Annotated in this window: 24 protein-coding genes and 3 tRNA genes; 23 read left to right on the forward strand and 4 right to left on the reverse strand. The window is 67.9% G+C overall.

Going from position 1 to position 25,741, the window contains the following annotated elements; genetic code table 11:
• The 10 genes from FBY21_RS00005 to FBY21_RS00050 all read left to right on the forward strand — a co-directional run.
• A partial coding sequence (locus tag FBY21_RS00005) for a FimV/HubP family polar landmark protein (protein WP_142007869.1) occupies positions 1-1,176 on the forward strand: 1,176 nt, incomplete at its 5' end.
• Positions 1,177-1,179: 3 nt separating this feature from the next.
• A complete protein-coding gene (gene truA, locus FBY21_RS00010) occupies positions 1,180-2,040 on the forward strand; it encodes a tRNA pseudouridine(38-40) synthase TruA (protein ID WP_142007870.1) in 861 nt (286 codons plus the stop codon).
• A 58-nt stretch (positions 2,041-2,098) separates the two neighbouring features.
• Positions 2,099-2,722, forward strand: coding sequence for a phosphoribosylanthranilate isomerase (locus tag FBY21_RS00015; protein ID WP_142007871.1), 624 nt, complete (start codon positions 2,099-2,101; stop codon positions 2,720-2,722).
• 272 nt (positions 2,723-2,994) lie between these two features.
• Positions 2,995-3,885, forward strand: a complete 891-nt coding sequence (gene accD / locus FBY21_RS00020; RefSeq protein WP_074968472.1) for an acetyl-CoA carboxylase, carboxyltransferase subunit beta — start codon at positions 2,995-2,997, stop codon at positions 3,883-3,885.
• Positions 3,882-5,159: a bifunctional tetrahydrofolate synthase/dihydrofolate synthase gene (gene folC, locus FBY21_RS00025; RefSeq protein ID WP_142007872.1), complete on the forward strand. Its 1,278-nt coding sequence runs from the start codon at positions 3,882-3,884 to the stop codon at positions 5,157-5,159. Before accD ends, folC begins: the two co-directional genes overlap by 4 nt.
• 14 nt (positions 5,160-5,173) lie before the next feature.
• Positions 5,174-5,830 carry an SPOR domain-containing protein gene (locus tag FBY21_RS00030; protein WP_253543832.1) on the forward strand — a complete coding sequence of 219 codons (657 nt, stop codon included), beginning with the start codon at positions 5,174-5,176 and terminating at the stop codon, positions 5,828-5,830.
• Positions 5,831-5,924: 94 nt separating this feature from the next.
• On the forward strand, positions 5,925-6,437 hold the full coding sequence (locus tag FBY21_RS00035; RefSeq protein WP_074968464.1) for a CvpA family protein: 513 nt from the start codon (positions 5,925-5,927) through the stop codon (positions 6,435-6,437).
• Between the two features lie 84 nt (positions 6,438-6,521).
• Entirely contained in the window at positions 6,522-8,027 is a 1,506-nt protein-coding gene (purF, locus tag FBY21_RS00040) for an amidophosphoribosyltransferase (RefSeq protein ID WP_142007874.1), read from the forward strand.
• A gap of 83 nt (positions 8,028-8,110) precedes the next feature.
• The gene (locus tag FBY21_RS00045) at positions 8,111-9,322 is read left to right on the forward strand and encodes an O-succinylhomoserine sulfhydrylase (protein ID WP_044408633.1); all 1,212 of its coding nucleotides are present in this window, start codon (positions 8,111-8,113) and stop codon (positions 9,320-9,322) included.
• Positions 9,322-10,098, forward strand: a complete 777-nt coding sequence (locus tag FBY21_RS00050; protein WP_142007875.1) for an SDR family oxidoreductase — start codon at positions 9,322-9,324, stop codon at positions 10,096-10,098. Before FBY21_RS00045 ends, FBY21_RS00050 begins: the two co-directional genes overlap by 1 nt.
• 216 nt (positions 10,099-10,314) lie before the next feature.
• Here the strand turns inward: FBY21_RS00050 and gspD are convergent, their stop codons facing one another.
• Together gspD and FBY21_RS00060 are read right to left on the reverse strand one after the other, a co-directional pair.
• Entirely contained in the window at positions 10,315-12,249 is a 1,935-nt protein-coding gene (gene gspD, locus FBY21_RS00055) for a type II secretion system secretin GspD (RefSeq protein WP_044408626.1), read from the reverse strand.
• Positions 12,250-12,253: 4 nt separating this feature from the next.
• Positions 12,254-12,820 carry a type II secretion system protein N gene (locus FBY21_RS00060; RefSeq protein ID WP_232060738.1) on the reverse strand — a complete coding sequence of 189 codons (567 nt, stop codon included), beginning with the start codon at positions 12,818-12,820 and terminating at the stop codon, positions 12,254-12,256.
• A gap of 340 nt (positions 12,821-13,160) precedes the next feature.
• On the opposite strand from FBY21_RS00060, the gene gspE reads away from it, so the two are divergent.
• The 12 genes from gspE (at position 13,161) to FBY21_RS00120 (ending at position 21,051) form a co-directional block, all read left to right on the forward strand.
• Positions 13,161-14,648, forward strand: coding sequence for a type II secretion system ATPase GspE (gspE, locus tag FBY21_RS00065; protein ID WP_083422335.1), 1,488 nt, complete (start codon positions 13,161-13,163; stop codon positions 14,646-14,648).
• A complete protein-coding gene (gene xcpS, locus FBY21_RS00070; RefSeq protein WP_142007877.1) occupies positions 14,649-15,866 on the forward strand; it encodes a GspF family T2SS innner membrane protein variant XcpS in 1,218 nt (405 codons plus the stop codon).
• Positions 15,867-15,915: 49 nt separating this feature from the next.
• A complete protein-coding gene (gene gspG, locus FBY21_RS00075; RefSeq protein WP_044408614.1) occupies positions 15,916-16,302 on the forward strand; it encodes a type II secretion system major pseudopilin GspG in 387 nt (128 codons plus the stop codon).
• The gene (gene gspH / locus FBY21_RS00080; protein ID WP_142007878.1) at positions 16,302-16,847 is read left to right on the forward strand and encodes a type II secretion system minor pseudopilin GspH; all 546 of its coding nucleotides are present in this window, start codon (positions 16,302-16,304) and stop codon (positions 16,845-16,847) included. The genes gspG and gspH overlap by 1 nt, the downstream gene beginning before the upstream one ends.
• Positions 16,844-17,233 carry a type II secretion system minor pseudopilin GspI gene (gspI, locus tag FBY21_RS00085; RefSeq protein WP_044408608.1) on the forward strand — a complete coding sequence of 130 codons (390 nt, stop codon included), beginning with the start codon at positions 16,844-16,846 and terminating at the stop codon, positions 17,231-17,233. Before gspH ends, gspI begins: the two co-directional genes overlap by 4 nt.
• Complete coding sequence (gspJ, locus tag FBY21_RS00090) at positions 17,230-17,913, forward strand: type II secretion system minor pseudopilin GspJ (protein WP_142007879.1); 684 nt, start codon at positions 17,230-17,232, stop codon at positions 17,911-17,913. Before gspI ends, gspJ begins: the two co-directional genes overlap by 4 nt.
• A complete protein-coding gene (gene gspK / locus FBY21_RS00095) occupies positions 17,910-18,884 on the forward strand; it encodes a type II secretion system minor pseudopilin GspK (RefSeq protein WP_074968450.1) in 975 nt (324 codons plus the stop codon). The genes gspJ and gspK overlap by 4 nt, the downstream gene beginning before the upstream one ends.
• Positions 18,881-20,023: a type II secretion system protein GspL gene (gene gspL, locus FBY21_RS00100; RefSeq protein WP_142007880.1), complete on the forward strand. Its 1,143-nt coding sequence runs from the start codon at positions 18,881-18,883 to the stop codon at positions 20,021-20,023. Before gspK ends, gspL begins: the two co-directional genes overlap by 4 nt.
• A complete protein-coding gene (locus FBY21_RS00105; RefSeq protein WP_107328347.1) occupies positions 20,020-20,541 on the forward strand; it encodes a type II secretion system protein M in 522 nt (173 codons plus the stop codon). Before gspL ends, FBY21_RS00105 begins: the two co-directional genes overlap by 4 nt.
• Positions 20,542-20,680: 139 nt before the next feature.
• A tRNA-Val gene (locus FBY21_RS00110) sits at positions 20,681-20,756 on the forward strand.
• A 37-nt stretch (positions 20,757-20,793) separates the two neighbouring features.
• A tRNA-Asp gene (locus tag FBY21_RS00115) sits at positions 20,794-20,870 on the forward strand.
• Positions 20,871-20,974: 104 nt separating this feature from the next.
• Positions 20,975-21,051: transfer RNA gene (locus FBY21_RS00120), tRNA-Asp, on the forward strand.
• 313 nt (positions 21,052-21,364) lie between these two features.
• Here the strand turns inward: FBY21_RS00120 and FBY21_RS00125 are convergent.
• Positions 21,365-22,402: an AraC family transcriptional regulator gene (locus FBY21_RS00125; RefSeq protein ID WP_044408597.1), complete on the reverse strand. Its 1,038-nt coding sequence runs from the start codon at positions 22,400-22,402 to the stop codon at positions 21,365-21,367.
• The gene (locus FBY21_RS00130; protein ID WP_142007881.1) at positions 22,399-23,469 is read right to left on the reverse strand and encodes a carbon-nitrogen hydrolase family protein; all 1,071 of its coding nucleotides are present in this window, start codon (positions 23,467-23,469) and stop codon (positions 22,399-22,401) included. Before FBY21_RS00130 ends, FBY21_RS00125 begins: the two co-directional genes overlap by 4 nt.
• 205 nt (positions 23,470-23,674) lie before the next feature.
• Between FBY21_RS00130 and FBY21_RS00135 the strand changes: the two genes are divergently transcribed.
• Positions 23,675-25,705 (forward strand): NADPH-dependent 2,4-dienoyl-CoA reductase, encoded by a 2,031-nt coding sequence (locus FBY21_RS00135; protein WP_044408593.1) that lies wholly within the window; start codon positions 23,675-23,677, stop codon positions 25,703-25,705.
• The last annotated feature ends 36 nt before the right edge of the window (positions 25,706-25,741 follow it).

Raw genomic sequence — 25,741 nt, forward strand, 5'->3', positions numbered from 1 at the left:
TTCGACGTCGAGCCGGCTGCCGCCCCAGCGGCCGCAGCCCTGGGCGCGTCCGAGGAGCGTGTCACCGCCCAGACTGGCGACGCCCTCAGCGAGGCCGACATCTATATTGCCTACGGCCGTTTCAACCAGGCTGCCGAGCTTCTGCAGAACGCCATCAACGACGAGCCGCATCGCGCGGACCTGCGCCTGAAGCTGATGGAGGTCTACGCCGAACTCGGTGATCGCGACGGTTTCGCCCGTCAGGAAGGCGAGCTGCGTGAAATCGGCGGTGCCCAGGCTGACGTGGACCTGCTCAAGTCCCGCTACCCGGCCATGGCCGCCGTGGCGGCCGCGGGTGCAGGCTTTGCCGCTGCCTCGGTTGCAGACGACCTGGACAGCTTCAGCCTCGACGACCTGACCCTGGACGAGCCGGCTGCTCCGGCCCAGAAGCCGCAGGATCTGGACGATGCCTTCGACCTCAGCCTCGACGACGAACTGGATGCCACGCCGGCCGCCCGTGCCCCGGTCGAAGAGCCCCTGCCCAGCCTCGACGATCTGGATCTGGATGCCGATCTGAACCTCGACCTACCGGCTTCCAGCCCCGCCACCGCTGACGACGACCTCGGCTTCGACCTGGAACTCGACAGCAAGCCCCTTGCCGAGGACAACCTTTCTCTGGGTGACGACCTGGCCGATTTCAGCCTGGACCTGGACGAAGGCGCCAAGCCCTCGGCTGCTGCGGAAGACGACTTCCTGCTGAGCCTGGACGACGACTTGCCGGCCGCCGAGCCCGCCAAGCTCGAGACCAGTGACTTCGACCTGCCTTCCGACTTCGACCTGTCCATGCCCGAAGAGCCGGCGCACGCCGAGCCGCAGGCAGACAGCTTCGCCGCCAAGCTGGACGAAGTCACCGCCGAACTGGACCAGCTCGCCGAGAGCCTCGACCAGCCGGCCGAAGAGGCGCCCATCCCGGCTCCGGCTCCTGAAGTCGCGGCACCTGCTGCGGACCTGGAAGGGGACGACGACTTCGATTTCCTCTCGGGCACAGACGAAACCTCCACCAAGCTCGACCTGGCACGTGCCTACATCGACATGGGCGACACCGAAGGTGCTCGCGACATCCTCGACGAGGTGCTGACCGAAGGCAGCGAAACCCAGCAACAGGAAGCGCGCGACCTGATCGCCCGTATCAGCTGATCCATGACACAAGCAGTACCCGCAACGGCAGCCGAAAAGGCTGCCGTTGGCATTTCCAGAATCGCCCTTGGCGTTGAGTACAAGGGTTCCCGCTACCGTGGCTTCCAGCGCCAGATCGCCGGTGTGCCGTCCATCCAGGAAGCCCTAGAGAAGGCGCTGACCAAAGTAGCTGGCGGGCATCCCGTCACCCTCAGTTGCGCGGGCCGGACAGACGCGCTGGTTCACGCCAGCGGCCAGGTCGTGCATTTCGACACGCCGGTCCCGCGCTCCATGCACGCCTGGACCATGGGCGCGAACATGAACCTGCCCGGCGATATCAGCGTCACCTGGGCCCAGGCCATGCCCGCGCATTTCGATGCGCGCTTCAGTGCCATGGCGCGGCGCTATCGGTACGTCATCTACAGCGACCCGATCCGCCCGGCCCACATGGCCGAAGAGGTGACCTGGAACCACCGGCCCCTGGACGTCGAGCGCATGCGCGAGGCGGCTGCCTACCTGGTGGGCACCCACGATTTCACCTCGTTCCGTGCCAAACAGTGCCAGGCCAAGTCGCCGGTGAAGACGGTCCATCACCTGCAGATCCACGAGCATGGCCGTTTCATCGTGCTGGACGTGCGAGCCAATGCCTTCCTCCACCACATGGTGCGCAACTTCGCAGGCGTGCTCATGGCCATTGGTGCCGGCGAGCGCCCGCCGGAGTGGGCGAAGGAAATCCTCGAAAGCCGTTGCCGGCGTACCGGCGGTGTCACTGCGCACCCCTACGGGCTGTACCTGGTGAAGGTGGAATACCCGAAGGAATTCGAGCTTCCCAGGCGTTACCTGGGGCCGCATTTCCTCTCCTGGATGCCTGAAGACGCAAGCTGACGCTGTAGCGGACCTTTGCTACCATCCAGCAACTTTTTGCCCAGCAGGTGTCTGCACGTTGTCTACCGTTCGCGTCAAAATCTGTGGCATCACCCGTGTCGAGGACGCCCTGGCGGCTGTAGCCGCCGGTGCCGATGCCATCGGGCTGGTGTTCTACGCGCCCAGTCCCCGGGCCGTGACCGCCGAGCAGGCGAGGGCGATCATCTCCGCTCTGCCGCCCTTCGTGACCACGGTCGGATTGTTCGTCGACATGCCGGGGGAGGAACTGGACAGCGTGCTGGCGACGGTGCCGCTCGACCTGCTGCAGTTCCACGGCGACGAATCGCCGGAGGCATGCCGGTGCCATGGGCGCCCCTATCTCAAGGCCCTGCGTATCCGTCCCGGTGACGATGTCCCGGCGCTGATCGACCGCTACCCGGATGCATCCGGCGTTCTGCTGGACACCTACGTGCCTGGCACGCCCGGCGGCACGGGCGAGGCCTTCGACTGGAGTCTGGTGCCCAGCGCGCCTTCCCGCCCGGTGGTGCTCGCCGGTGGCCTGACCCCCGACAACGTCGCCGAGGCCATCCGTCGTGTGCGCCCCTATGCCGTCGATGTCAGCGGCGGGGTCGAGGCGTCCAAGGGCATCAAGGACCCTGCGCTGATCCGGGCCTTCATCGATGCCGTGCGTTCTGCCGAGTGATCGTCTTTCCCGCCATCGTGTCGAGCGGCAGCGCTCGACTGGATGTGACGACGGCGAGCGGGCTGCCGTCCATAACCCAGTTGTCCGCTCGGACGCTCCCCGGGAGCGCCGCGAGCCGGGCCGGAACCAGGTGCTGCCGGCACGTTCTATTGGCGTGGATGGCGGCGGCGGTCGGGGCGAACCCGGCCATGAATTTGATTTCGCTCAGGAACAGGCGCAGCGCTTCGAGCCGCTAGCGCGTGTTCGGGCCTGAAGCTATGGAGAACGAGAGCATGAGCAACTGGCTGGTAGACAAGCTGATCCCTTCGATCATGCGTTCCGAAGTTAAGAAGAGCTCGGTACCCGAAGGCCTCTGGCACAAGTGCCCGTCCTGCGATGCCGTGCTGTACAAGCCCGAGCTCGAGAAGACCCTGAATGTCTGCCCCAAGTGCGACCACCACATGCGCATCGATGCGCGCACTCGCCTGGACATCTTCCTCGATGCCGAAGGCCGGGAAGAACTGGGCGCCGACCTCGAGCCGGTGGATCGCCTGAAGTTCCGCGACAGCAAGAAGTACAAGGACCGCCTGGCCGCCGCGCAGAAGGACACCGGTGAAAAGGATGCCCTGATCGCCATGAGCGGCAGCCTCGAAGGCAACCCCATCGTGGCCTGCGCCTTCGAGTTCTCCTTCATGGGCGGCTCCATGGGCGCCATCGTCGGTGAGCGCTTCGTGCGTGCCGCCAACGTTGCGCTGGAGAAGCGCTGCCCGCTGGTGTGCTTCTCCGCCTCCGGTGGCGCGCGCATGCAGGAGGCGCTGATCTCCCTGATGCAGATGGCCAAGACCTCCGCCGTCCTGGCGCGTCTGCGCGAAGAGGGCATTCCCTTCATCTCCGTGCTGACCGACCCGGTCTACGGCGGCGTGTCGGCCAGCCTGGCCATGCTGGGCGATGTGATCGTCGGTGAGCCCAAGGCCCTGATCGGCTTCGCCGGCCCGCGCGTGATCGAGCAGACCGTGCGCGAGAAGCTGCCTGAAGGCTTCCAGCGCAGCGAGTTCCTGCTGGAACACGGCGCCATCGACATGATCATCCCCCGCCAGGAACTGCGCAGCCGCCTGTCGCGCCTGCTCGCCCAGTTCCAGAACCTGCCGTCTCCCGAACCCACCCCCGTACCGGCCACTGCATGACCCAGAGAACCCTCGCCGACTGGCTCGATTACCTCGAACACCTCCACCCCAGCGCCATCGACATGGGGCTGGAGCGCAGCCGGCAGGTGGCCGAGCGCCTGGGTATCGGGCAGCTTGCCCCCAAGGTGATCACCGTCACCGGCACCAACGGCAAGGGTTCCACCTGTGCATTCCTGGCTGCGCTGCTGCGCAGCCAGGGTTTGCGCGTCGGGGTCTACAGCTCGCCGCACCTGCTGCGCTACAACGAGCGCGTCCAGCTCGACGACGGCCTCGCCAGTGATGAGGCCCTCTGTGAGGCCTTCGCCGCAGTCGAAGCGGCGCGTGGCGATATCACCCTGACCTATTTCGAGATGGGCACCCTGGCGGCCTTCTGGCTTTTCCAGCGCCGAGCCCTGGATGCCGTGGTGCTGGAAGTCGGCCTGGGTGGACGGCTCGACGCCGTGAACCTGGCCGATGCCGACCTGGCTCTGGTCACCAGCATTGGTATCGACCATGCCGACTGGCTCGGCGACACCCGTGAAAGCGTGGCCTTCGAGAAGGCCGGCATCTTCCGCCCAGGCAAGCCAGCCGTGTGTGGTGATCTCGACCCGCCTGCCCCCCTGCTGGGCCGGGCTGCCGAGATCGGTGCGCCGACGCTGGTGCGGGGGCGCGACTTCGACCTGGCCGAGGCCGAGCAGAGCTGGCACTGGCGTGGCCGCTCGCCGTCCGGCGAGTTGCTGCAATTGCACGACCTGCCGCTGCTGGATCTGCCCCAGGAGAATGCGTCCCTCGCCCTGCAGGCCTATGCGCTGCTTGGCCTGCCCTGGCAGCCCGAGCGCCTGGCGCAGGCCCTGGCCGCTACCCAGGTCAGTGGGCGTCTCGAGCGTCGCAACATCCTGTGGCAAGGCAAACGCATCTCCCTGGTGCTGGATGTCGGGCACAACCCCCATGCCGCCGAGTTCCTTGCCGGCCGCCTGGTTGCGCGGCCTGTCGCGGGGCGCCGCCTGGCTGTGTTCGGCCTGCTGGCGGACAAGGACCTCGACGGCGTGCTCCGCCCGCTGCACACGCATCTGGCGGACTGGGCGGTGACTGCGTTACCGTCGCCCCGTTCCCGGCCGGCCGGCGAACTGCAGGCTGCCCTCGATGCCCTGGGGGCGCGGGTGCATGGCCATGAGTCCGTCGCCGCCGCCCTGCAGGCGCAGTGCGAACAGGCCGGGGAGGGGGATGAAATCCTGGTGTTCGGATCGTTCTATTGCGTGGCCGAGGCCCTGGCCTGGCTCGCGCAGCAGGTTTGATAGTGGGGGTAGCCGTGCTGGACAAGGGACTCAAGCAACGTATCGTCGGCGCCGTGGTGCTGCTGGCATTGGCCGTGATCTTCCTGCCGATGCTGTTCACCCGCGAGGACGAGTTGCGCCAGGTGCACGTCGAAGCACCGCCGATGCCCCAGGCGCCGGCCATGCCCTCGACCGAGCTGGAGGACGTCCAGGTCCCCGAGCCCCAGGCCCTGCCGGACGAGCCCGTGCCCCCGCTGGACGCCAACGGTGGCGTGGCCCAGGTGCCGGCCACTCCCCCTGCCGCTCCGACGCCCAGCCAGGCGCCGCGCCAGCAGCCGGCCCCGGCACCTGCACAGCCCGTTGCGGCCCCGCCCGTCGCCCAGGCTCAACCCCAGGCTGCTCCGGCGCAGTCGGTGGCCAAGGTCGAGGAAAAGCGCCTGGACCCCAACGGCCTGCCCGTCAGCTGGTCCATCCAGCTGGCCAGCCTGTCCAACCGGGCCAGTGCCGAGAACCTGCAGAAGTCCCTGCGCAACCAGGGCTACAACGCCTACATCCGCAGCGCGGACGGCATGAACCGGGTGTTCGTCGGGCCGGTCATCGAGCGTGCCGAAGCCGAGCGCCTGCGCGATTCCCTCAGCCGCCAGCAGAAGCTCAACGGTTTCGTGGTGCGGTTCCAGCCGGAGAAGGGCTGAGTCAGCACCGCCGTCGGACCTTTCTGATTCGCGGGTTACCGGAGTCCAAGGCCTCTGTTAAAATGCCCGCCTTTTCCGTTCGTGGGCTGCATACGTGGCATTCACCTGGGTCGATTGGGCGATCATCGCCATCATCGCCATTTCCAGCTTGATCAGTCTGAGACGCGGCTTCGTCAAGGAAGCCCTCTCGTTGCTCACCTGGATCATTGCCGGTGCAGTCGCCTGGATGTTCGGGGGCGCGCTGTCGCAGCACCTCACCCAATTCATCGAAATGCCCTCGGCCCGCGTCATCGCGGCCTGCGCCATTCTCTTCATCGCCACCCTGCTGGTGGGGGCGTTGGTCAACTTCCTGATCGGCGAGCTGATCAGGGTCACCGGCATGGACGGCACCGACCGCTTCCTCGGCATGGTCTTCGGCGCGGCGCGCGGGGCCTTGCTGGTGGTGGTACTGGTCGGCCTGCTCAGCCTGGCGCCGGTGCAACAGGATCCTTGGTGGCAGCAGTCCACGCTGCTGCCGCACTTTCTCATGGTCGCCGACTGGTCCAAGAACCTGATCCTGGGTCTGACCGGTCAGTGGCTCAACGGCAGCGTCAGCCCACCCGGCTGAGCTGCCAGACGAAGGGCGCCACCCCGGGGTAAACCCCGTGCGGCGCCCAGTATTGGCTCGAACTACTAGCAGGGGTTGCGTCACATGTGTGGCATCGTCGGTATCGTCGGCAAGTCGAACGTCAATCAGGCGCTGTATGACGCGCTCACCGTTCTCCAACATCGCGGCCAGGATGCGGCCGGGATCGTGACCAGCCATGACGGCCGCCTGTTCCTGCGCAAGGACAATGGCCTGGTGCGCGATGTGTTCCAGCAGCGCCATATGCAGCGCCTGGTCGGCCACATGGGCATCGGCCATGTGCGCTACCCCACCGCCGGCTCCTCCAGCTCCGCCGAGGCGCAGCCGTTCTACGTCAACTCGCCCTACGGCATCACCCTGGCCCACAACGGCAACCTGACCAACGTCGAGCAGCTGGCCAAGGAGATCTACGAGTCCGACCTGCGCCACGTGAACACCAACTCCGACTCGGAAGTGCTGCTCAACGTGTTCGCCCACGAGCTGGCCCATCGCGGCAAGCTGCAGCCCACCGAGGAAGACGTGTTCGCCGCCGTCTCCGGCGTGCATGACCGCTGCCTGGGCGGCTACGCCGTGGTGGCGATGATCACCGGCTACGGCATCGTCGGCTTCCGCGATCCCAACGCCATCCGCCCGATCGTGTTCGGCCAGCGCCACACCGACGAAGGCGTCGAGTACATGATCGCCTCCGAGAGCGTGGCCCTGGACGTGCTCGGCTTCACCCTGATCCGTGACCTCGCCCCGGGTGAGGCGGTGTACATCACCGAGGAAGGCAAGCTTTACACCCGCCAGTGCGCCAAGGCGCCGAAGCTCTCCCCGTGCATCTTCGAGCACGTCTACCTGGCGCGTCCGGACTCCATCATGGATGGCGTCTCCGTCTACAAGGCGCGCCTGCGCATGGGCGAGAAGCTGGCCGAGAAGATCCAGCGCGAGCGTCCCGACCACGACATCGACGTGGTCATCCCGATCCCGGACACCAGCCGCACCGCGGCACTGGAGCTGGCCAACCACCTGGGCGTGAAGTTCCGCGAAGGCTTCGTGAAGAACCGCTACATCGGCCGGACCTTCATCATGCCGGGCCAGGCGGCGCGCAAGAAATCCGTGCGCCAGAAGCTCAACGCCATCGAACTGGAATTCCGCGGCAAGAACGTGATGCTGGTGGACGACTCCATCGTCCGTGGCACCACCTGCAAGCAGATCATCCAGATGGCCCGCGAAGCGGGCGCCAAGAACGTCTACTTCTGCTCCGCCGCTCCGGCGGTGCGCTACCCCAACGTCTACGGCATCGACATGCCGAGTGCCCATGAACTGATCGCCCACAACCGGACAACCGAGGACGTGGCCGAGCTGATCGGTGCCGACTGGCTGGTCTACCAGGACCTGCCGGACCTGATCGAAGCGGTCGGCGGTGGCAAGGTGAAGATCGAGCACTTCGACTGCGCCGTGTTCGACGGCCAGTACATCACCGGTGACGTCGACGAGCATTACCTGGACAAGATCGAGCAGGCCCGTAACGACCTCGCCAAGGTCAAGGCCAGTGCGGTCAGCGCCATCATCGACCTGTACAACAACTGAGCCAGGCGCGGCCCAGGCCGCGCCCTCCGTGACACCCCGCAGCCCGGACCCGATCCGGGCTTCGTTTCTGGAGAGATAGGGTTATGACGCAAGAATGGGAAGCCGGAAGGCTGGACAGTGACCTCGAAGGCGCCTCCTTCGACACCCTCGCCGTGCGTGCCGGCCAGCGCCGCTCGCCCGAGGGCGAGCACGGCGAGGCCATGTTCCTCACCTCCAGCTACGTGTTCCGCACCGCCGCCGATGCCGCCGCGCGCTTCGCCGGCGAGGTGCCGGGCAACGTCTACTCGCGCTACACCAACCCCACCGTGCGCACCTTCGAGGAGCGCATCGCCGCGCTGGAAGGCGCCGAGCAGGCCGTGGCCACCGCTTCCGGCATGTCCGCCATCCTCGCCATCGCCATGAGCCTGTGCAGTGCCGGCGACCATGTGCTGGTCTCGCGCAGCGTGTTCGGTTCCACCATCAGCCTGTTCGAGAAGTACCTCAAGCGCTTCGGCGTGCAGGTGGACTACCCGGCGCTGTCGGACCTGGCCGGCTGGGAAGCGGCGATCAAGCCCAACACCCGCCTGCTGTTCGTCGAGTCGCCGTCCAACCCCCTGGCCGAGCTGGTGGACATCACCGCCCTGGCCGAAATCGCCCACGCCAAGGGCGCCCTGCTGGTAGTGGACAACTGCTTCTGCACCCCGGCGCTGCAGCAGCCGCTGAAGCTGGGGGCCGACATCGTCATGCACTCGGCCACCAAGTACATCGACGGCCAGGGCCGTGCCATGGGCGGCGTGGTAGCCGGCCGTGCCGAGCACATGAAGGAGGTGGTGGGCTTCCTGCGGACCGCCGGCCCGACCCTCAGCCCCTTCAACGCCTGGTTGATGCTCAAGGGCCTGGAAACCCTGCGCGTACGCATGCAGGCCCACAGCGCCAGTGCGCTGGAGCTGGCGCGCTGGCTGGAAACCCAGCCGGGCATCGAGCGGGTGCACTACGCCGGCCTGGAAAGCCACCCCCAGCATGAGCTCGCCAAGCGCCAGCAGAAGGCCTTCGGCGCCGTGGTCAGCTTCGAGGTGAAGGGCGGCAAGGAGGCGGCGTGGCGCTTCATCGATGCCACCCGGATGATCTCCATCACCACCAACCTGGGGGACACCAAGACCACCATCGCCCACCCGGCCACCACCTCCCACGGGCGGCTGTCGCCCCAGGAGCGGGCCAATGCCGGCATCGCCGACAACCTGATCCGCGTGGCGGTCGGTCTCGAAGACGTGGCCGACATCCAGGCGGACCTGGCGCGAGGCCTGGCGGTTCTGTGATGGAGTGGAGTGTCGAAACCTGCCTCGCCAACAATGGCAAGGTTGCGCTGGTCACCGGCGCGGCCCGGGGCATCGGGCTGGGCGTCGCCGCCTGGCTGCTGGCCGAAGGCTGGCAGGTGGTATTGTCCGACATCGATCGGGCTCGGGGTTCCAAGGTCGCCAAGGCGCTGGGCCCCAACGCCTGGTTCGTCGGCATGGACGTGGCCCACGAAAGCCAGGTGGCTGTGGGCATTGCCGAAGTCCTCGGCCAGTTCGGCCGGCTGGATGCCCTGGTGTGCAACGCCGCCGTTGCCGATCCCCATGGCGCACCGCTGGAAAGCCTCGAGCTGTCGGCCTGGAACCGCACCCTGGCGGTCAACCTCACCGGCCCCATGCTGCTGGCCAAGCACTGCGCCCCGTACCTGCGGGCGCACAAGGGCGCGATCGTCAACATCGCCTCCACCCGCGCCCACCAGTCCGAGCCGGATACCGAGGCCTATGCCGCGAGCAAGGGTGGCCTGGTGGCGCTGACCCATGCCCTGGCCATCAGCCTGGGGCCGGATGTCCGGGTGAATGCGGTCAGCCCCGGCTGGATCGACAGCCGTGACCGTGCCGAACGCGAGGCCGTGCCGCTCACCGAACTGGATCATGACCAGCACCCGGTGGGGCGGGTCGGGCTGGTGGAGGATGTGGCGCCGTTGGTGGCCTGGCTGCTGTCCGACCAGGCGGCGTTCGTCACCGGCCAGGACTACCGCGTCGACGGCGGGATGACCCGCAAGATGATCTACCTCGACTGAGGGGGGCTCTAAAAACGTAGGCGAGGCGGTCAGCGCAAGGCGAAAGCAGGCGAAAAAGCGCAGTTTACGTGCGGTAAATGAGCATTTTGATCGGACTCGCGCACGAGCCTGCTTTTAACGCCGCGATGACAACGCAGGTAGTTTTTAGAGGTGCCCTGAGGTCGGGGAGGGGCCTGAACGGGCGGTGGCGCTGGCGCGTCACCGCCCGTTTGCGTTTCAGGGGCGCAGGTCGATGGCCGGGGTGCCCTGGCCGTCGAACAGCTGGGCCGGTTCGGACGGCAGGATGCTCGGGCGGCTGCGTTGCGGGCCCGGATCGCCAAGTACGCGGATGTCGCTGTACTTCTTGCCTGACAACGCCGCCAGGCCGGCGCGGTCGCGCACCACGGTGGGCCGCAGGAACACCATCAGGTTGCGTTTCACATGGCTGTCCTTGGTGGAGCGGAACAGCCGGCCGAGCAGGGGGATGTCGCCCAGCAGCGGCACCTTGGAATCGGTGGTGGTGATGTCGTCCTGGATCAGGCCGCCGAGCACGATCACCTGGCCGTCCTCGGCGAGGATGGTGCTCTTGATCGAGCGCTTGTTGGTGATCAGGTCGACGGCCTGTGCGCTGACGCTGGCCGTCGGGGCGATGGAGGAGATTTCCTGCTCGATCTCCAGGCGCAGGGTGGCGCCTTCGTTGATGTGCGGGGTGACCTTGAGGGTCACGCCGATGTCCTTGCGCTCGATGGTGGTGAAGGGGTTGCTGGCGCCGGTCGAGCCCGTGGTGTAGGAGCCGGTCTGGAAGGGCACGTTCTGGCCCACCAGGATCTCCGCCTTCTGGTTGTCCAGGGTCAGCAGGCTCGGCGTGGAGAGCAGGTTGCTCTTGCTGTTGGCTGACAATGCCGTGACCAGGGCGCCGAAGTGGTCGGTGCCGACGCCGATGATGGCGCCGTCCGGCAGCGAGTCCGGCACCTTCTTGTCCTGGATGGCCTTGAGCACGGTGCCCACCGACAGGCCGGTGTTGGCGAAATTGGCGCCGCCCAGGCCACCGGTGCGGCCACGGGCGTCCACGGCCCACTGCACGCCGAGGGCGTCGCTGATATCGCCGGAGATTTCCACGATGGCGGCTTCCACCATCACCTGGGCGCGGGGCACGTCCAGCTGGCGGACGATGTCTTCCAGTGCATTCACCGTGTCCGGTTCGGCCAGTAGCACCAGGGCATTGAGGCTCTCGTCGGCGCGGATGAGGATGTTCTGCGGTTTGCCCTTCTGCTCGGTGCCTTCAGGGGATTTGAGGCCTTCGGAAATCTCGCCGAGGGTGGTCGCCAGGGCCTTGGCATCGTTGTGGCGCAGGCGGATCACCCGGGTATTGGCTGAGCGCGCGGTGGGTGTGTCCAGGGACTGCGCCAGGGACACCAGCTTGGCCCGGGCCGAAGGCGGGCCGACGATGATCAGGCGGTTGGTGCGGGAGTCGGCGATCACCTGGGCGGCGTTGGTGCCCTTGGCCTGGCCCCGGGTGACGGCGTTGTTGAGCACCTCGGCGGCGTCCATCACCCAGGCGTTCTGCAGGTTGAGCACGGTGTAGTCGCGGTCGCCCTTCTGGTCCAGCTGGCGCATCAGGTCTTCGATGCGGGCGATGTTGGCGGCGCGGTCGCTGATGATCAGTGCGTTGGCCGAGGTCACCGCCGCCAGGTGGCCGTACTGCGGCACCAGCGGGCGGATCAGCGGGATCAGCTCGGTGACCGGAGCGTGCTGGACCTGGATCACCCGGGTCTCCAGCGTGTCCGGCGCTTCCGGGCCGCTACCGGCTTCGGCCTTGGCCTCGGCGTTGGGGATGATCCGCGCCTGGTCACCCTGGGTGATCACGGTGAAGCCGTGGGTGGCCATCACCGAGAGGAACAGCTGGTAGACCTCCGACAGGCTCAGCGGCGCCTTGGAGACCACGCTGACCTGACCCTTCACCCGCGGATCGACGATGAAGGTCTGCCCGGTGATGTCGGCCACCTGGTCGACGAATTCGCGAATGTCCGCATCCTTGAGGTTGATCGTCCAGCTGTCCTGCTGGCTGCTGCTGGAGGCGGAAACGGGCTCGGCGGCGAAAACGGGGAGCGGGGCGGTCGCAAGTCCGGCGACCAGTACGGCAATACTCAGGCGCGAGAGGGCTGTGGGCATTGATTCATTCGCTTTCCATGGGCTGTTCGGGCGGTGAGTCCGGGGGCAGGCCGCCGGATTCTTCCATCTGTTTTCTGAGGGCTTCCATGCGCTCACGCAGCTCGGCGGCATTCTCGTCCTGAAGGCCTTCGAGTGCCTCGATCGCTCCGTCGGCGGGCGCTGCGTCCATCACCGGCGAAACGGTTGCACTGGGGCGGGTATGGGGAAAGGTCAGGGTCTCCAGGCGGCCACCCCGTTCGATCTCCACCCGGTCGCGGTAGACAGCGTGCAAGCGTACGCCGTCGCTGATCGACTCGCCTGCCAGTATCCGCCTCGGCTTGTTGTCGTCCGCGCGGATGATGGCGCTGGAACGTGCCGGGTCGGCGTTGATGAAACTGCCCAGCAGCACCAGGCGCAGGTTGGTCGCCGGTGGCGGTCCCTCCTGCTGGATGCGGGCCGGGCCGAACAGGCGATCCAGGCGGTCGAGGCTGGGCGGAACCGCCGCCGATTGCGGGCTGTCGCCACTGGTGGGGGCGGGGGCGCGCAGCAGGCGGATCCAGTCGGCGGTCTGCCAGGCGAGGCTCAGGCTCATCGCTGCGACCAGCGCCACCCCGACGACGACGGGGGCCTTTTCCTGCAAGCGATATCGGGCACCTGGAACGGGCAAAAGAGGGTCTCCGCGAGGCGAGTCAGTGGTGATTGTGGGGGTACGTCGGGGAAAAAGTGCGTTGATCATAGCAGCACGAATGGATCACGCTGCAAGCGTCCGGAAGATGTACGACCGGCGACGATGTGCTAAAGATAGCGCCGTTTTTTTACGACTTGCCGTGCATCCGGCAGCACAACGAAAAGAATTCGGCAGGGATTCGCCGAACAACCGTCAGACCCCGTGCTAGACGTTTCCGGGGTGATTTCATTAAGGCATGACACGGATGAATTCCTCTTCGCTGGACGCGCCGCTGCGGCGCCTGCCATTCGGTTTCGCCAAACGCCACGGTGTCTTCCTCCAGGATGGCGCCGAACCCTGCCTGGCCCATCGCCAGGGCGCCGAGCTGGTGGCCCTGGCCGAGGCCCGCCGCTTCGTCGGGCGCAGCCTGCCGTTCCGGGCGCTTGCCCCCGAGGCCTTCGACCAGGCCCTGGCCCAGGCCTATCAACACGATTCGTCCGCCACCATGCAGTTGGCCGAGGACCTGGGCGGCAGCCTGGACCTCGCCGCGCTGGCCGAGCAGATGCCCGAGACCACCGACCTGATGGAGCAGGAGGACGACGCACCGATCATCCGCCTGATCAACGCCATCCTCGGTGAGGCGATCCGCGAGAACGCCTCGGACATCCACCTGGAAACCTTCGAGAAGCGTCTCGTGGTGCGCTTCCGCGTCGACGGCATCCTGCGCGAAGTGCTGGAGCCCAAGCGCGAGCTGGCGGCGCTGCTGGTGTCGCGGATCAAGGTCATGGCCAAGCTCGACATCGCCGAGAAGCGCATCCCCCAGGACGGCCGCATTTCCCTGCGGGTGGCCGGCCGCGAGGTGGACATCCGCGTCTCCACGCTGCCCTCGGCCAATGGCGAGCGCGTGGTGCTGCGTTTGCTCGACAAACAGGCCGGGCGCCTGACCCTGCAACACCTGGGCATGAGTGCGCGGGACCGCGCGCTGATGGAAGAGACCGTGCGCAAGCCCCACGGCATCCTGCTGGTCACCGGCCCCACCGGCTCGGGCAAGACCACCACCCTCTACGCCAGCCTCACCACCCTGAACGACCGCACCCGCAACATCCTCACGGTCGAGGACCCCATCGAGTACCACCTGGAAGGCATCGGCCAGACCCAGGTCAATCCCAAGGTGGACATGACCTTCGCCCGGGGCCTGCGGGCCATCCTTCGCCAGGACCCGGACGTGGTGATGGTGGGCGAGATCCGCGACCACGAGACCGCCGAGATCGCCGTGCAGGCGTCGCTCACCGGTCACCTGGTGCTCTCCACCCTGCACACCAACAGCGCCATCGGGGCCATCACCCGTCTGGTTGACATGGGCGTCGAGCCCTTCCTGTTGTCGTCTTCCCTGCTGGGCGTGCTGGCCCAGCGCCTGGTGCGGGTGCTCTGCCCGCACTGCAAGGAGGCCTACCAGGCCGACGCTGCCGAATGCCAGCTGCTGGGCGTCGACCCGACGCAGCCGGTCACCCTCTATCACGCACGTGGCTGCAGCGAATGCCACCAGCAGGGCTATCGCGGGCGAACCGGCATCTACGAGCTGGTGGTGTTCGACGACCACATGCGCAGCCTGATCCACAACGCCGCCTCCGAGCAGGAGATGACCCGCCACGCCCGCCGCTCCGGCCCGAGCATCCGTGACGACGGCAAGCGCAAGGTGCTGGAAGGCGTGACGACCGTGGAAGAAGTCCTCCGCGTAACCCGGGAAGAATAAATGGCCGCCTTCGAATACATCGCCCTGGACGCCCGCGGACGCCAGCAGAAGGGCGTGCTGGAGGCCGACAGTGCCCGTCAGGTCCGCCAGTTGCTGCGGGAGCGGCAGCTAGCGCCGCTGGAGGTCAAGGCCACCCGCACCCGCGAGCAGGCCGTCGGCGGCCAGCGTTTCGGCTTCGCCCGGGGGTTGTCCGCCCGCGACCTGGCCCTGGTGACGCGCCAACTGGCGACTCTTGTGCAGGCGGCGCTGCCCATCGAAGAGGCCTTGCGTGCTGCGGCGGCCCAGTCCACCTCATCGCGCATCCAGTCGATGCTGCTGGCGGTGCGCGCCAAGGTGCTGGAGGGTCACAGCCTGGCCGGCAGCCTGCGCGAGTTTCCCGCTGCCTTCCCCGAGCTCTACCGCGCCACCGTTTCGGCAGGGGAGCACGCCGGCCACCTCGGCCCGGTGCTGGAACAACTGGCGGACTACACCGAGCAACGCCAGCAGTCGCGGCAGAAGATCCAGCTGGCACTGCTCTACCCGGTGATCCTGATGTGCGCCTCCCTCGGCATCGTCGGCTTCCTGCTGGGCTTCGTGGTGCCGGATGTGGTGCGGGTGTTCATCGATTCCGGGCAGACCCTGCCGCTGCTCACCCGTGGTCTGATCGCCCTCAGCGACCTGGTCAAGCACTGGGGCTGGCTGGCCATCCTGCTGCTGGTGGCTGGCATCACCGCGACCCGCCTGGCGCTGCGCCAGGAGGCGGCACGCCAGCGCTGGCACGGCATCCTGCTGCGGGTGCCTTTGGTGGGGCGGCTGGTGCGTGCCACCGACACTGCGCGCTTCGCCTCCACCCTGGCGATCCTCACCCGGAGCGGCGTACCGCTGGTGGAGGCCCTCGGCATTGCCGCCGAGGTCATCGCCAACCGGGTGATCCGTGCCGAAGTGGTGCTGGCCGCACAGAAAGTGCGCGAAGGCGGCAGTCTGACCCGCGCCCTGGAGCAAACCGGTCAGTTCCCGCCGATGATGCTGCACATGGTGGCCAGCGGCGAACGTTCCGGCGAGCTGGACCAGATGCTGGCCCGCACCGCCCGCAACCAGGAAAGCGACCTGGCCGCGCAGATCGCGCTGCTGGTGGGGCTGTTCGAGCCCTTCATGCTGGTGTTCATGGGCGCCGTGGTATTGGTCATCGTCCTGGCTATTCTCCTGCCCATCCTTTCTCTCAACCAACTCGTGGGGTAAACGCGTGAAATCGAGCCGTCTACAGAGGGGCTTCACCCTCATCGAAATCATGGTGGTGGTGGTCATCCTCGGCATCCTCGCCGCGCTGGTGGTGCCCCAGGTGATGAACCGCCCGGACCAGGCCAAGATCACCGTCGCCAAGGGCGACATCAAGGCCGTCGGCGCCGCCCTGGACATGTACAAGCTGGACAACTTCGCCTACCCCAGCACCCAGCAGGGCCTGGAGGCGCTGGTGAAGAAGCCCAGCGGCAACCCGCAGCCGAAGAACTGGAACAAGGACGGCTACCTCAAGCGCCTGCCGGTCGACCCGTGGGGCAACCCCTACCAGTACCTGGCTCCGGGCACCAAGGGCCCGTACGACCTGTATTCCTTCGGCGCCGACGGCAAGGAAGGCGGTACCGACGCCGATGCCGACATCGGTAACTGGGACAACTGATGGGCGCGCGCGGGGCCCTGGGCTTCACCCTGATCGAGCTGCTGGTGGTCCTGGTGATCATCGGCTGCCTGGTCGGGCTGGCAGTCTTCAGCACCGGCATTGCCGGGCCCTCGCGTGAACTGAACAACGAAGCCGAGCGCCTGGCCGGCCTGATCGGCGTGCTGGTGGACGAGGCCGTGCTGGACAACCGCGAGTACGGCCTGCGCTTGGAAAACGACCGCTACCAGGTGCTGCGCTTCGACGAGGCCAAGGCCCGCTGGGAGCCGGTGGGCAAGCAGCCCCACGTGCTGCCCGCCTGGGCGGAGATGAAGCTCGAACTGGAAGGCGATGCCCTGGTGCTGCCGGGCAGCGTTACCGATGGGGATGAGAAGAAGGGCAGCCCGAACGCCCGGGCGCCGCAATTGCTGATTCTCTCCAGCGGTGAACTCAGCCCGTTCCGCCTGGAGATGGGCGAGCGCAGCAAGGACGGTATTCGCCTGCAACTGAGCAGCGACGGCTTCCGCCTGCCGCGAATCGAACCGGTCGTGCGGGGGCGCGCCGGATGAAAGCGCTGCGCGGCTTCACCCTGCTGGAAGTGCTGGTGGCCCTGGCGATCTTCGCCGTGGTCGCCGCCTCGGTGCTCACCGCCAGCGGCCGCAGCCTGCGCAACGCCGCCCGCCTGGAAGACAAGACCTTGGCCATGTGGGTGGCCGACAACCGCCTCACCGAGATGCAGCTGAGCCGCACGCCCCCTGCTGAAGGCCGCGACCAGGGCGAGGTGCAGATGGCCGGTCGGCGCTGGGAATGGCAGAGCCAGGTAGAAGCCACCTCCGACCCCGCCCTGCGCCGGGTCACCCTGTGGGTGGCGCAGCGGCCCGAGCGCAGCGAGCGCGGCAAGCTGGAAGAGCGCGCTGCGGCTCGCCTGGTCGGCTTCATCGAGACCGCACCATGACCCGCCAGCGTGGCTTCACCCTGCTGGAACTGCTGATCGCCATCGCCATCTTCGCGCTGCTGGCCCTGGGCACCTACCGCATGCTCGACAGCGTGCTGGCCACCGACCGCGCCACCCGCGTGCAGGAGCAACAGCTTCGCGAGCTGGTGCGTGCCATGGCCGCACTGGAGCGTGATCTGCAACAGGTGGTGGTGCGCCCAGTGCGCGACCCCAACGGCGAATGGCGTAGCGCCTTGCTGGGCGAGCGCGCCGACAACGACAGCGTCGAATTCACCCGCAGCGGCTGGCGCAACCCCATGGGCGCGCTGCGCTCGGGCCTGCAGCGGGTGCGCTGGCAGCTCTCCGGGGAAAAGCTCGAACGCCGCTACTGGACGGTGCTCGACCAGGCCCAGGACAGCCAGCCCCGGGTCCAGGAGGCGCTGGATGGCGTCACACGGCTGCGCCTGCGCTACCTGGACAAGGACGACAACTGGCTGGAGACCTGGCCGCCGGATGGCGAAAGCGACAGCAAGCGCCTGGAGAAAGTACCGAAGGCCGTCGAAGTGGCCCTGGAGCACCGCCGCTACGGTGAGCTGCGCCGTGTCCTGCGGCTGGTGGACGAGCCGCCGGAGCGCAAGCCGGTACCCAACAGCACCGACCCCGACTCGGACACACCGCTTCCCGAGGAGGGCGCCCAGTGAGAGCGCAACGGGGCGTGGCCCTGATCACCGTGCTGCTGGTGGTGGCCGTGGTGACGGTCGTCTGTGCCGGGCTCATCGCCCGCCAGGAACTGGCCATTCGCTCCAGTGCCAACCAGTTGCACACCCGCCAGGCGTTGCAGTACGCCCTCGGGGGCGAGGCGCTGGCCCGGGCGATCCTGGTGCGTGATCTGCGCGCCGGCGACCCGCGCACCCCGGTGGACCACCTGGGTGAAGCCTGGGCGCGGCCCCTGACCAGCTTCCCGCTGGACGACGGCGGTGAACTGGTTGTGCGCATCGAGGACGCCACCGCACGCTTCAACCTCAATGGCGTGGTGCGCCAGGGCCGGGTGAACGAGCAGGGGCTCAAGCAGTTCCGTCGCCTGTTGCTGCGCCTGGGTATCGAGGCGCCCTATGGCGAACGCCTGGTGGACTGGCTGGACAAGGACCAGGAGCCCACCGGTGCCAATGGCGCCGAGGACAACCAGTACCTGCTGAACCAGCCGCCTTATCGCGCGGCCAACCGCGTGATGGCGGACGTATCCGAGCTGCGCCTGCTGGCCGGCATGACGGAGGCCGACTACCGTCGCCTGCTGCCCTTCGTCACCGCCCTGCCCAGCGACGCCACCCTCAATGTCAACACCGCCGGGGCCCTGGTGCTCTCCAGCCTGGGCGACACCCTCAGCCCCTCGGTGGCCGAATCCCTGGTGGCGGCCCGCGGCCGTGAAGGGTTCAAGACGGTGGATGCCTTCCTCGGCCAGCCGGCTCTGGCGGGCCTCGGCCTCGAAGCCCAGGGCCTGGCGGTGGGCAGTGAATATTTCCGCGTGACCAGCGAAGTCCGTCTGGGCGACCGCCGGCAGGTGCTGGTAAGTACCCTGCAGCGCAGCAATGACGGTCGGGTACGGGTGCTGGCGCGCGATCTGGGACAGGGCGGATTGCCGCTCACCCTCAACAAGGAGCAGGACAAACAATGATTCAGGCGAGCGTGTTCCTCCCGCCCCAGGCCCTGCAGTGGGTCATGGGTGACCTGGAGGTACGACTGGTCAGTGGGAGCGAGGTGAGGCGACTGCCGTTCGCCGACGCCGTGGCAGCCGCAGGCAACAACTGGCGGCTGGTGCTGCCCGTGGAGGCGGTGACCGCCTGCGCCGTGCGCCTGCCGACGCAAAAGGCGCGCTGGCTGCGCCAGGCCCTGCCGTTCGCGGTGGAGGAGCTGCTGGCCGAGGACGTGGACGGCTTGCACCTGGCCGTGGGGGAGCCCCTGGAGGACGGTCGCCACCGGGTCCTGGCCGTGCGCCGGGCCTGGCTGGCGTCGTGGATCGACCTGGCGACGGCGAGCGGCGCCTCGCCGGCCAGCCTGCAGGTGGACGCGGACCTGCTGCCGCTGGAAGGCACCCGGCTGTTCTGGCTGGACGGCCGCTGGCTGTTGGGCGGGGAGGGCGTCTCCCGCCTGAGCGTGCAGGACGAGGACTGGTCGATGCTGCGCGAGGCCTGTCCGCACCCGTGGATCGGCCAGGCGAGCGCCGACCGCCGCAGCCTGGAGGGCATCGAACGCTGGGAGGGCGTGCAGGACAGCCACGCCGACCTGGCCCGCTGGCAGGGCACCGAACTGGCCCAGGGCGACTTCGAGGTCCGCCAGCCCAACCGTCAGTGGGCGCTGTGGCGGCCGGCACTGGGGCTTGTGGGGCTGTGGGCGGTCCTGCAGTGCGGCTTCTACCTGGCCCAGGGCTGGCACCTGCGGCACCAGGGGGATGCCTATGCCCAGGCCAACGAGGCGCTGTACCGCGAGCTGTTTCCCCAGGACACCCGGCTGGTGAACCTGCGGGCGCAGTTCGACCAGCACCTGGCCGACGGCAACCGGCCCGGGCAGGGCAAGCTGCTGGAAACCCTCGGGCAGGCCTCCGGAGCCTTGCTGGAAGACGGCGCCGTGGTGCGCATCCAGCAACTGGATTTCAGCGAAACCCGTGGCGACCTGGCCCTGCAGGTGCAGGCCCCCGGGTTCGACGCACTGGAGCGGCTGCGCGAGCGCCTGATTGGCGCCGGGCTGGCCGTGCAGATGGGCTCTGCCAGCCGGGAAGGTGACAGCGTGAGCGCGCGACTGGTGATCGGAGGATGAGCATGGTCACTCTCAGGGATCGTTTGCAGACCCACTGGCAGGCCTCCAGCGCCGCGACCCGCTGGCAAGCCCTGCCACCCCGCGACCGGCTGGCACTGGCGGCGCTGGGTGGTTTCCTGGCGCTGGTGCTGCTGTACCTGGCCCTCTGGCGTCCTGCCCACAACGGGATGCTTGAGGCGCGCCGGTATTTCGAGCAGCAGCGCGCGCTGAACCTCTACATGCAGGCCCAGGCGCCCCAGGCGCGGGCCGGCGTCGAGCGGCCCCAGGCCAGTGTCGAGCCCGAGCGCCTGCAGGGGCTGGTCACCGCCAGTGCCGCAGAGCAGGGCCTTTCGGTGGAGCGCATGGACAGCGATGCACCCGGCCAGGTGCAGGTCAGCCTGCAGCCCACCGCCTTCCCCCAGCTGCTGCGCTGGTTCGTGGCGCTGGAGGCCCAGGGCGTGCGCATCGAGGAAGCCGGGCTCGATCGTGCGGAAGAAGGACGCGTTGCCGCCCGGCTGACCCTGCGGGTCGGCGGCTGAGTCATCGGTCGAGCGGGAAAAGGGACGCGGCGAAGGCGTCCCCTCAGCCTCTCGAAAAATCCCCTCGATGAAAAAAACTTCAAGCAGGGTGTTGACTTAGGTGAGCCCTCTGCGTAAATTGCGCGCCTCGCAAGGCGATGGGTGATTAGCTCAGCCGGGAGAGCATCTGCCTTACAAGCAGAGGGTCGGCGGTTCGATCCCGTCATCACCCACCACTCCTTGTGATACTTCGGACGAAAGTCCGGCCGACGCGCAGCGGTAGTTCAGTCGGTTAGAATACCGGCCTGTCACGCCGGGGGTCGCGGGTTCGAGTCCCGTCCGCTGCGCCACTTATCTTCCTTCCAGGGTTCTGCCCGGGATGAGGCGAAGGCCGAAAGGCAAGCGCCAGACGCTCCAAAGCAAAGCTCCACCGGACGCAAGTCCAAACCGACGCGCAGCGGTAGTTCAGTCGGTTAGAATACCGGCCTGTCACGCCGGGGGTCGCGGGTTCGAGTCCCGTCCGCTGCGCCATATACGAAAGCCCTCAGGTAGCGATACCTGGGGGCTTTTTCTTTGCCTGCCTTTTTATAGGCCTGCCGAGGTCCTGGTCGGTTGGCCTGGGCTTCCTTCCTTCCAGAACCGCTGCACGGCCCTAGGGCCATGGTGCACGCTGCATGGGGGATTCCTGGATTTCGCTTCAGCCGGTTCGTTACTTCCCAGAGGGGCCTGGACAAGGCCGCCCAGGGAGGGAACTGAGATGGATGATTACCAGGAAGAACTGCTTGACCTGCATGCCCGTGAGCGCGACATGCCCGAGCCCGCCGACGACGCCACCGAACTGTGATCAGCCGACCTGGCGCTGGGCGCGGCGGAATTCGCCGGGGGTGCTGCCGCTCCAGCGCTTGAACGCGCGCTGGAAGGCCTCGGCCGAGGCGAAGCCCAGCAGGTAGGCGATCTCGCCGAAGGCCAGCTCGGTGTCGCGGATGTAGGCCATGGCCAGGTCGCGGCGGGTGTCGTTGAGGATGCTGCGGAACTGCGTGCCTTCCTCGGCGAGCTTGCGGCGCAGGGTCCAGGTCGGCAGTTGCAGGCGCGCCGCGACCTCTTCCAGGTCGGGCTCGCGGCCGTGGAGCAGGGGGCCGAGCAGCTGCGCGATGCGCTCGCGCAGGCTGCGGGTGCGGGTCATGTGCTCCAGCTCGCGCTCGCACAGTTCCAGCAACTGGCGCCAGGTGCTGGGGCAGTGGGCCGGGTTGCGCAGGGCCAGGGTGGCCCGTGACAGGCGCAGCTGGTTGGTGGCGGCGCCGAACTCCACCGGGCAGCCGAACAGCTCGCCGTAGCGCTCGGCGTAGGTCGGGGCGGGGAACTCGATCTCGACCCGTTCCGGCTGCAGCGCCTGGCCGGCGAGATGGCCGAGCTGGCAGGCCCAGCTGGCCAGCACCGAGTCCACCACGAAGCGGTTGTAGGCGTTGTACGGGCTGATGGAATAGAAGCGCAGCCAGGCCCCGCTGGCGTCCTCGTGGAAGCTCGACTGGCCCCGGTAGTTCTGGGCGTAGAGCGGCTCGAAGCGGGTCAGTGCGCGCGCTGCCTCACGCACGTTCGGCGCCTGTTCGGCGGTGACGCCCGCCAGGCCCAGCTGGCTGAAGCGTCCCAGGCGGCCCATGGCCAGGCCCAGGGCGGGTTCGTCCAGCAACTGGCTGGCGGCGTGGCCCAGGCGCATGTAGCGGGGGATGGACAGCCGGCCCCGGGGTTCGGCCAGGCGCGCGGCGTCCAGGCCGTACTGGTCCAGCAGCGGCACCGGGTCATGGCCGTGGGCACGCAGGGTTTCCGCCAGGTTCTGCACGAAGCCGACGGACAGGTCCCCCAGCTTGACCCGGGGCGCCTTCATAGCCAGATGTTCACCAGCTTGGCGCCGCGCCCGGCATCGGCCACCGCCGTGTCCGTGGCGCCGCCTGCCAGGCTGCGGCCATCGCTGCCCAGGTCCCACAGCTGGCCACGCAGGAATACCGCCAGCGCCGCGCGGGCTTGGGGGGCGTGCAGCTGTTCACGCCAGAGATCCAGGGCGTGCGCGCCGTCGGCCAGTGGACGCTCCCAGCTGCCGTTGCCGGGGGCGAAGGCCGGATAGACCAGCAGCTCCGCACCCTGTTCCGCGAGGGCTTGCCGGCCTTCGGGGCTGCGGCCGTCTTCACCGAGGAGGACGCCCAGGCGGCCGGCGGGAGTGTCCAGAGCGCTCAGCCCGGTGATCGTGCCGGCCTGGGTGTAGGCGCGCTCGTGGTGGTCCGGATGCAGCTTGGGCTGCGGCTGGCCGATGGGCAGGCCGTGGGCGTCGAAGACCAGGCTGACGTTGTACAGCGGGCCGTCGCTGGCCAGCAGGGTGCCGCCTTCGACCCGGGGGGCGGGCAGCAGGATGGAGCCGGCCACCAGGGTCACGCCGAAATCCCTGGCCAGGCCGCCGAACAGCGCCTGGTAGTCGTCGGCCATGCGCCGGGCCTTCATGCGGAAGACCGCATCGGTGAAGCGATCATCGCCGTGGCCGCTGGCCAGGGCGCGGGCCAGGCGCAGGGGGTTGGCGGCGGCCAGCCAGAGCATCGCCTCGTCGAGGTGGTGGGCCTCGTAGACCTGGGGTTTCTCGCCGGCGGCCACCAGCCAGGTGCCGACGTGTTCGGGCAGCACGACGATGGTACGCGCATTGAGCAGGCCCTGGTCACGGGCCTTGTCCAGGTAGGCGGCCAGCTTCAGGCGCAGGCGCTCCACGCTCTGGTAGTCGGCGGCGAAGAGTTCGGGCTGGATGCCCAGCAGGTTGCCGCGCTCGCCGGGCTGGCCCTGGTTGACCGCCACTTCGCTGCGCAGGTCCGACAGGTAGTAGCCGACCGGGCGCTGGTCGGTCCACAGCGAGTAGGCCACCAGCAGGCCGGCCAGCAGGGCACAGGCAAGGGTGTAGAGCAGTTTGCGCATGTCGGCTCGGTCATCGTGAAGGTGCCGGCCAGGGTAGGGGAGCGGGCCCGGCTTGCCAAGGGCAGCTGTGCGTTTGGATCAGTAAGTTGTCACTTTCGATCATTGAGCGGCCTCGTATCGCTGACTATCGTCTGGCCCATAACCGACCATGGCCCGCGAGGCCGTGGCACCCGTGAGAGAAAAAGCCTGCTGGAGATACCACCCCATGGCCGCTTACCCGCACCTGCTCGCGCCCCTCGACCTGGGCTTCACCACCCTGCGCAACCGCACCCTGATGGGGTCGATGCACACTGGCCTGGAGGAGAAGCCCAACGGCTTCGAGCGCATGGCCGCCTATTTCGCCGAGCGCGCCCGTGGCGGCGTCGGCCTGATGGTGACCGGCGGCATCGGCCCGAACGAGGAGGGCGGCGTGTATTCCGGTGCGGCCAAGCTGACCACCGAGGAAGAGGCCGAGAAGCACCGCATCGTCACCCGCGCCGTGCACGAGGCGGGCGGCAAGATCTGCATGCAGATCCTCCACGCCGGCCGCTACGCCTACAGCCCCAAGTCGGTCGCGCCGTCTGCCATCCAGGCGCCGATCAACCCCTTCAAGCCCCACGAGCTGGATGAGGCGGGCATCGAGAAGCAGATCCAGGACTTCGTGAACTGTTCCGTGCTGGCGCAGAAGGCCGAGTACGACGGCGTCGAGGTCATGGGCTCCGAAGGCTATTTCATCAACCAGTTCCTCGCCGCCCACACCAACCAGCGCACCGACCGCTGGGGTGGCAGCTACGAGAACCGCATGCGCCTGCCGGTGGAGATCGTCCGCCGCGTGCGCGAGGCCGTGGGCCCGAACTTCATCATCATCTACCGCCTGTCCATGCTGGACCTGGTGGAAGGCGGCAGCACCTGGGACGAGATCGTCACCCTGGCCAAGGCCATCGAGGCCGCCGGTGCCACCCTCATCAACACCGGCATCGGCTGGCACGAGGCGCGCATCCCCACCATCGCCACCAAGGTGCCGCGCGCGGCCTTCACCAAGGTCACCGCCAAGCTCCGGGGCGAGGTGAAGATCCCGCTGATCACCACCAACCGCATCAACACCCCGGAAGTGGCCGAGCAGGTGCTGGCCGAAGGCGACGCCGACATGGTGTCCATGGCCCGCCCGTTCCTCGCCGACCCGGACTTCGTCAACAAGGCCGCCGAAGGCCGCAGCGACGAGATCAACACCTGCATCGGCTGCAACCAGGCCTGCCTGGACCACACCTTCGGTGGCAAGCTGACCAGCTGCCTGGTGAACCCGCGTGCCTGCCACGAAACCGAGCTGAACTACATCCCCACCACCCAGGTGAAGAAGATCGCCGTGGTCGGCGCCGGCCCGGCGGGCCTGGCCAGTGCCACCGTCGCCGCCGAGCGCGGCCACAGCGTGACCCTGTTCGACGCGGCCGCCGAGATCGGTGGCCAGTTCAACGTGGCCAAGCGCGTGCCGGGCAAGGAGGAGTTCTACGAGACCCTGCGTTACTTCAAGCGCAAGCTGGAAACCACCGGCGTCGACCTGCGCCTGAACACCCGCGTCAGTGTCGAGGACCTGGTCAAGGGCGGCTTCGACGAGATCATCCTGGCCACCGGCATCGCCCCGCGCACCCCGGCTATTCCGGGCATCGACCATCCGAAGGTGATCGGCTACCTGGACGCCATCCTCGAGCGCAAGCCGGTGGGGCAGACCGTGGCGGTGATCGGCGCCGGCGGCATCGGCTTCGACGTCTCCGAGTTCATCACCCACCAGGGCACCTCCACCAGCCTGGACCGCGAGGCGTTCTGGAAGGAGTGGGGCATCGACGGCGCGCTGGAAGCCCGTGGCGGCATCGCCGGCGTCAAGCCGCAGCCCCACGCGGCGGCCCGCCAGGTGTTCCTGCTGCAGCGCAAGAAATCCAAGGTGGGCGACGGCCTCGGCAAGACCACCGGCTGGATCCACCGCACCGGCCTGAAGAACAAGCAGGTGCAGATGCTCAACTCGGTGGAGTACCTCAAGGTCGACGACGCCGGCCTGCACATCCGCGTGGCCGAGGGCGAACCCCAGGTGCTGCCGGTGGACACCGTCATCGTCTGCGCCGGCCAGGACCCGCTGCGCGAGCTGCACGAGGGCCTGGTGGCTGCCGGGCAGTCCGTGCACCTGGTGGGCGGTGCCGACGTGGCCGCCGAGCTGGATGCCAAGCGTGCGATCAACCAGGGTTCGCGCCTCGCCGCCGAACTCTGATGGAAAGACGCCCCGCCTCGTGCGGGGCGTTCTCTT

It is taken from the genome of Pseudomonas sp. SLBN-26, from assembly GCF_006715895.1.
Lineage (GTDB): Bacteria > Pseudomonadota > Gammaproteobacteria > Pseudomonadales > Pseudomonadaceae > Metapseudomonas > Metapseudomonas otitidis.

Bases quoted from the DNA above. Each gene is read 5' to 3' on its own strand.
- truA (WP_142007870.1), top strand. From the start codon at position 1,180: ATGACACAAGCAGTACCCGCAACGGCAGCCGAAAAGGCTGCCGTTGGC.
- accD (WP_074968472.1), top strand. From the start codon at position 2,995: ATGAGCAACTGGCTGGTAGACAAGCTGATCCCTTCGATCATGCGTTCC.
- folC (WP_142007872.1), top strand. From the start codon at position 3,882: ATGACCCAGAGAACCCTCGCCGACTGGCTCGATTACCTCGAACACCTC.
- purF (WP_142007874.1), top strand. From the start codon at position 6,522: ATGTGTGGCATCGTCGGTATCGTCGGCAAGTCGAACGTCAATCAGGCG.
- FBY21_RS00045 (WP_044408633.1), top strand. From the start codon at position 8,111: ATGACGCAAGAATGGGAAGCCGGAAGGCTGGACAGTGACCTCGAAGGC.
- FBY21_RS00050 (WP_142007875.1), top strand. From the start codon at position 9,322: ATGGAGTGGAGTGTCGAAACCTGCCTCGCCAACAATGGCAAGGTTGCG.
- gspD (WP_044408626.1), bottom strand. From the start codon at position 12,249: ATGCCCACAGCCCTCTCGCGCCTGAGTATTGCCGTACTGGTCGCCGGA.
- FBY21_RS00060 (WP_232060738.1), bottom strand. From the start codon at position 12,820: ATGAGCCTGAGCCTCGCCTGGCAGACCGCCGACTGGATCCGCCTGCTG.
- gspE (WP_083422335.1), top strand. From the start codon at position 13,161: ATGAATTCCTCTTCGCTGGACGCGCCGCTGCGGCGCCTGCCATTCGGT.
- xcpS (WP_142007877.1), top strand. From the start codon at position 14,649: ATGGCCGCCTTCGAATACATCGCCCTGGACGCCCGCGGACGCCAGCAG.
- gspG (WP_044408614.1), top strand. From the start codon at position 15,916: ATGGTGGTGGTGGTCATCCTCGGCATCCTCGCCGCGCTGGTGGTGCCC.
- gspH (WP_142007878.1), top strand. From the start codon at position 16,302: ATGGGCGCGCGCGGGGCCCTGGGCTTCACCCTGATCGAGCTGCTGGTG.
- gspI (WP_044408608.1), top strand. From the start codon at position 16,844: ATGAAAGCGCTGCGCGGCTTCACCCTGCTGGAAGTGCTGGTGGCCCTG.
- gspJ (WP_142007879.1), top strand. From the start codon at position 17,230: ATGACCCGCCAGCGTGGCTTCACCCTGCTGGAACTGCTGATCGCCATC.
- gspL (WP_142007880.1), top strand. From the start codon at position 18,881: ATGATTCAGGCGAGCGTGTTCCTCCCGCCCCAGGCCCTGCAGTGGGTC.
- FBY21_RS00105 (WP_107328347.1), top strand. From the start codon at position 20,020: ATGAGCATGGTCACTCTCAGGGATCGTTTGCAGACCCACTGGCAGGCC.
- FBY21_RS00125 (WP_044408597.1), bottom strand. From the start codon at position 22,402: ATGAAGGCGCCCCGGGTCAAGCTGGGGGACCTGTCCGTCGGCTTCGTG.
- FBY21_RS00130 (WP_142007881.1), bottom strand. From the start codon at position 23,469: ATGCGCAAACTGCTCTACACCCTTGCCTGTGCCCTGCTGGCCGGCCTG.
- FBY21_RS00135 (WP_044408593.1), top strand. From the start codon at position 23,675: ATGGCCGCTTACCCGCACCTGCTCGCGCCCCTCGACCTGGGCTTCACC.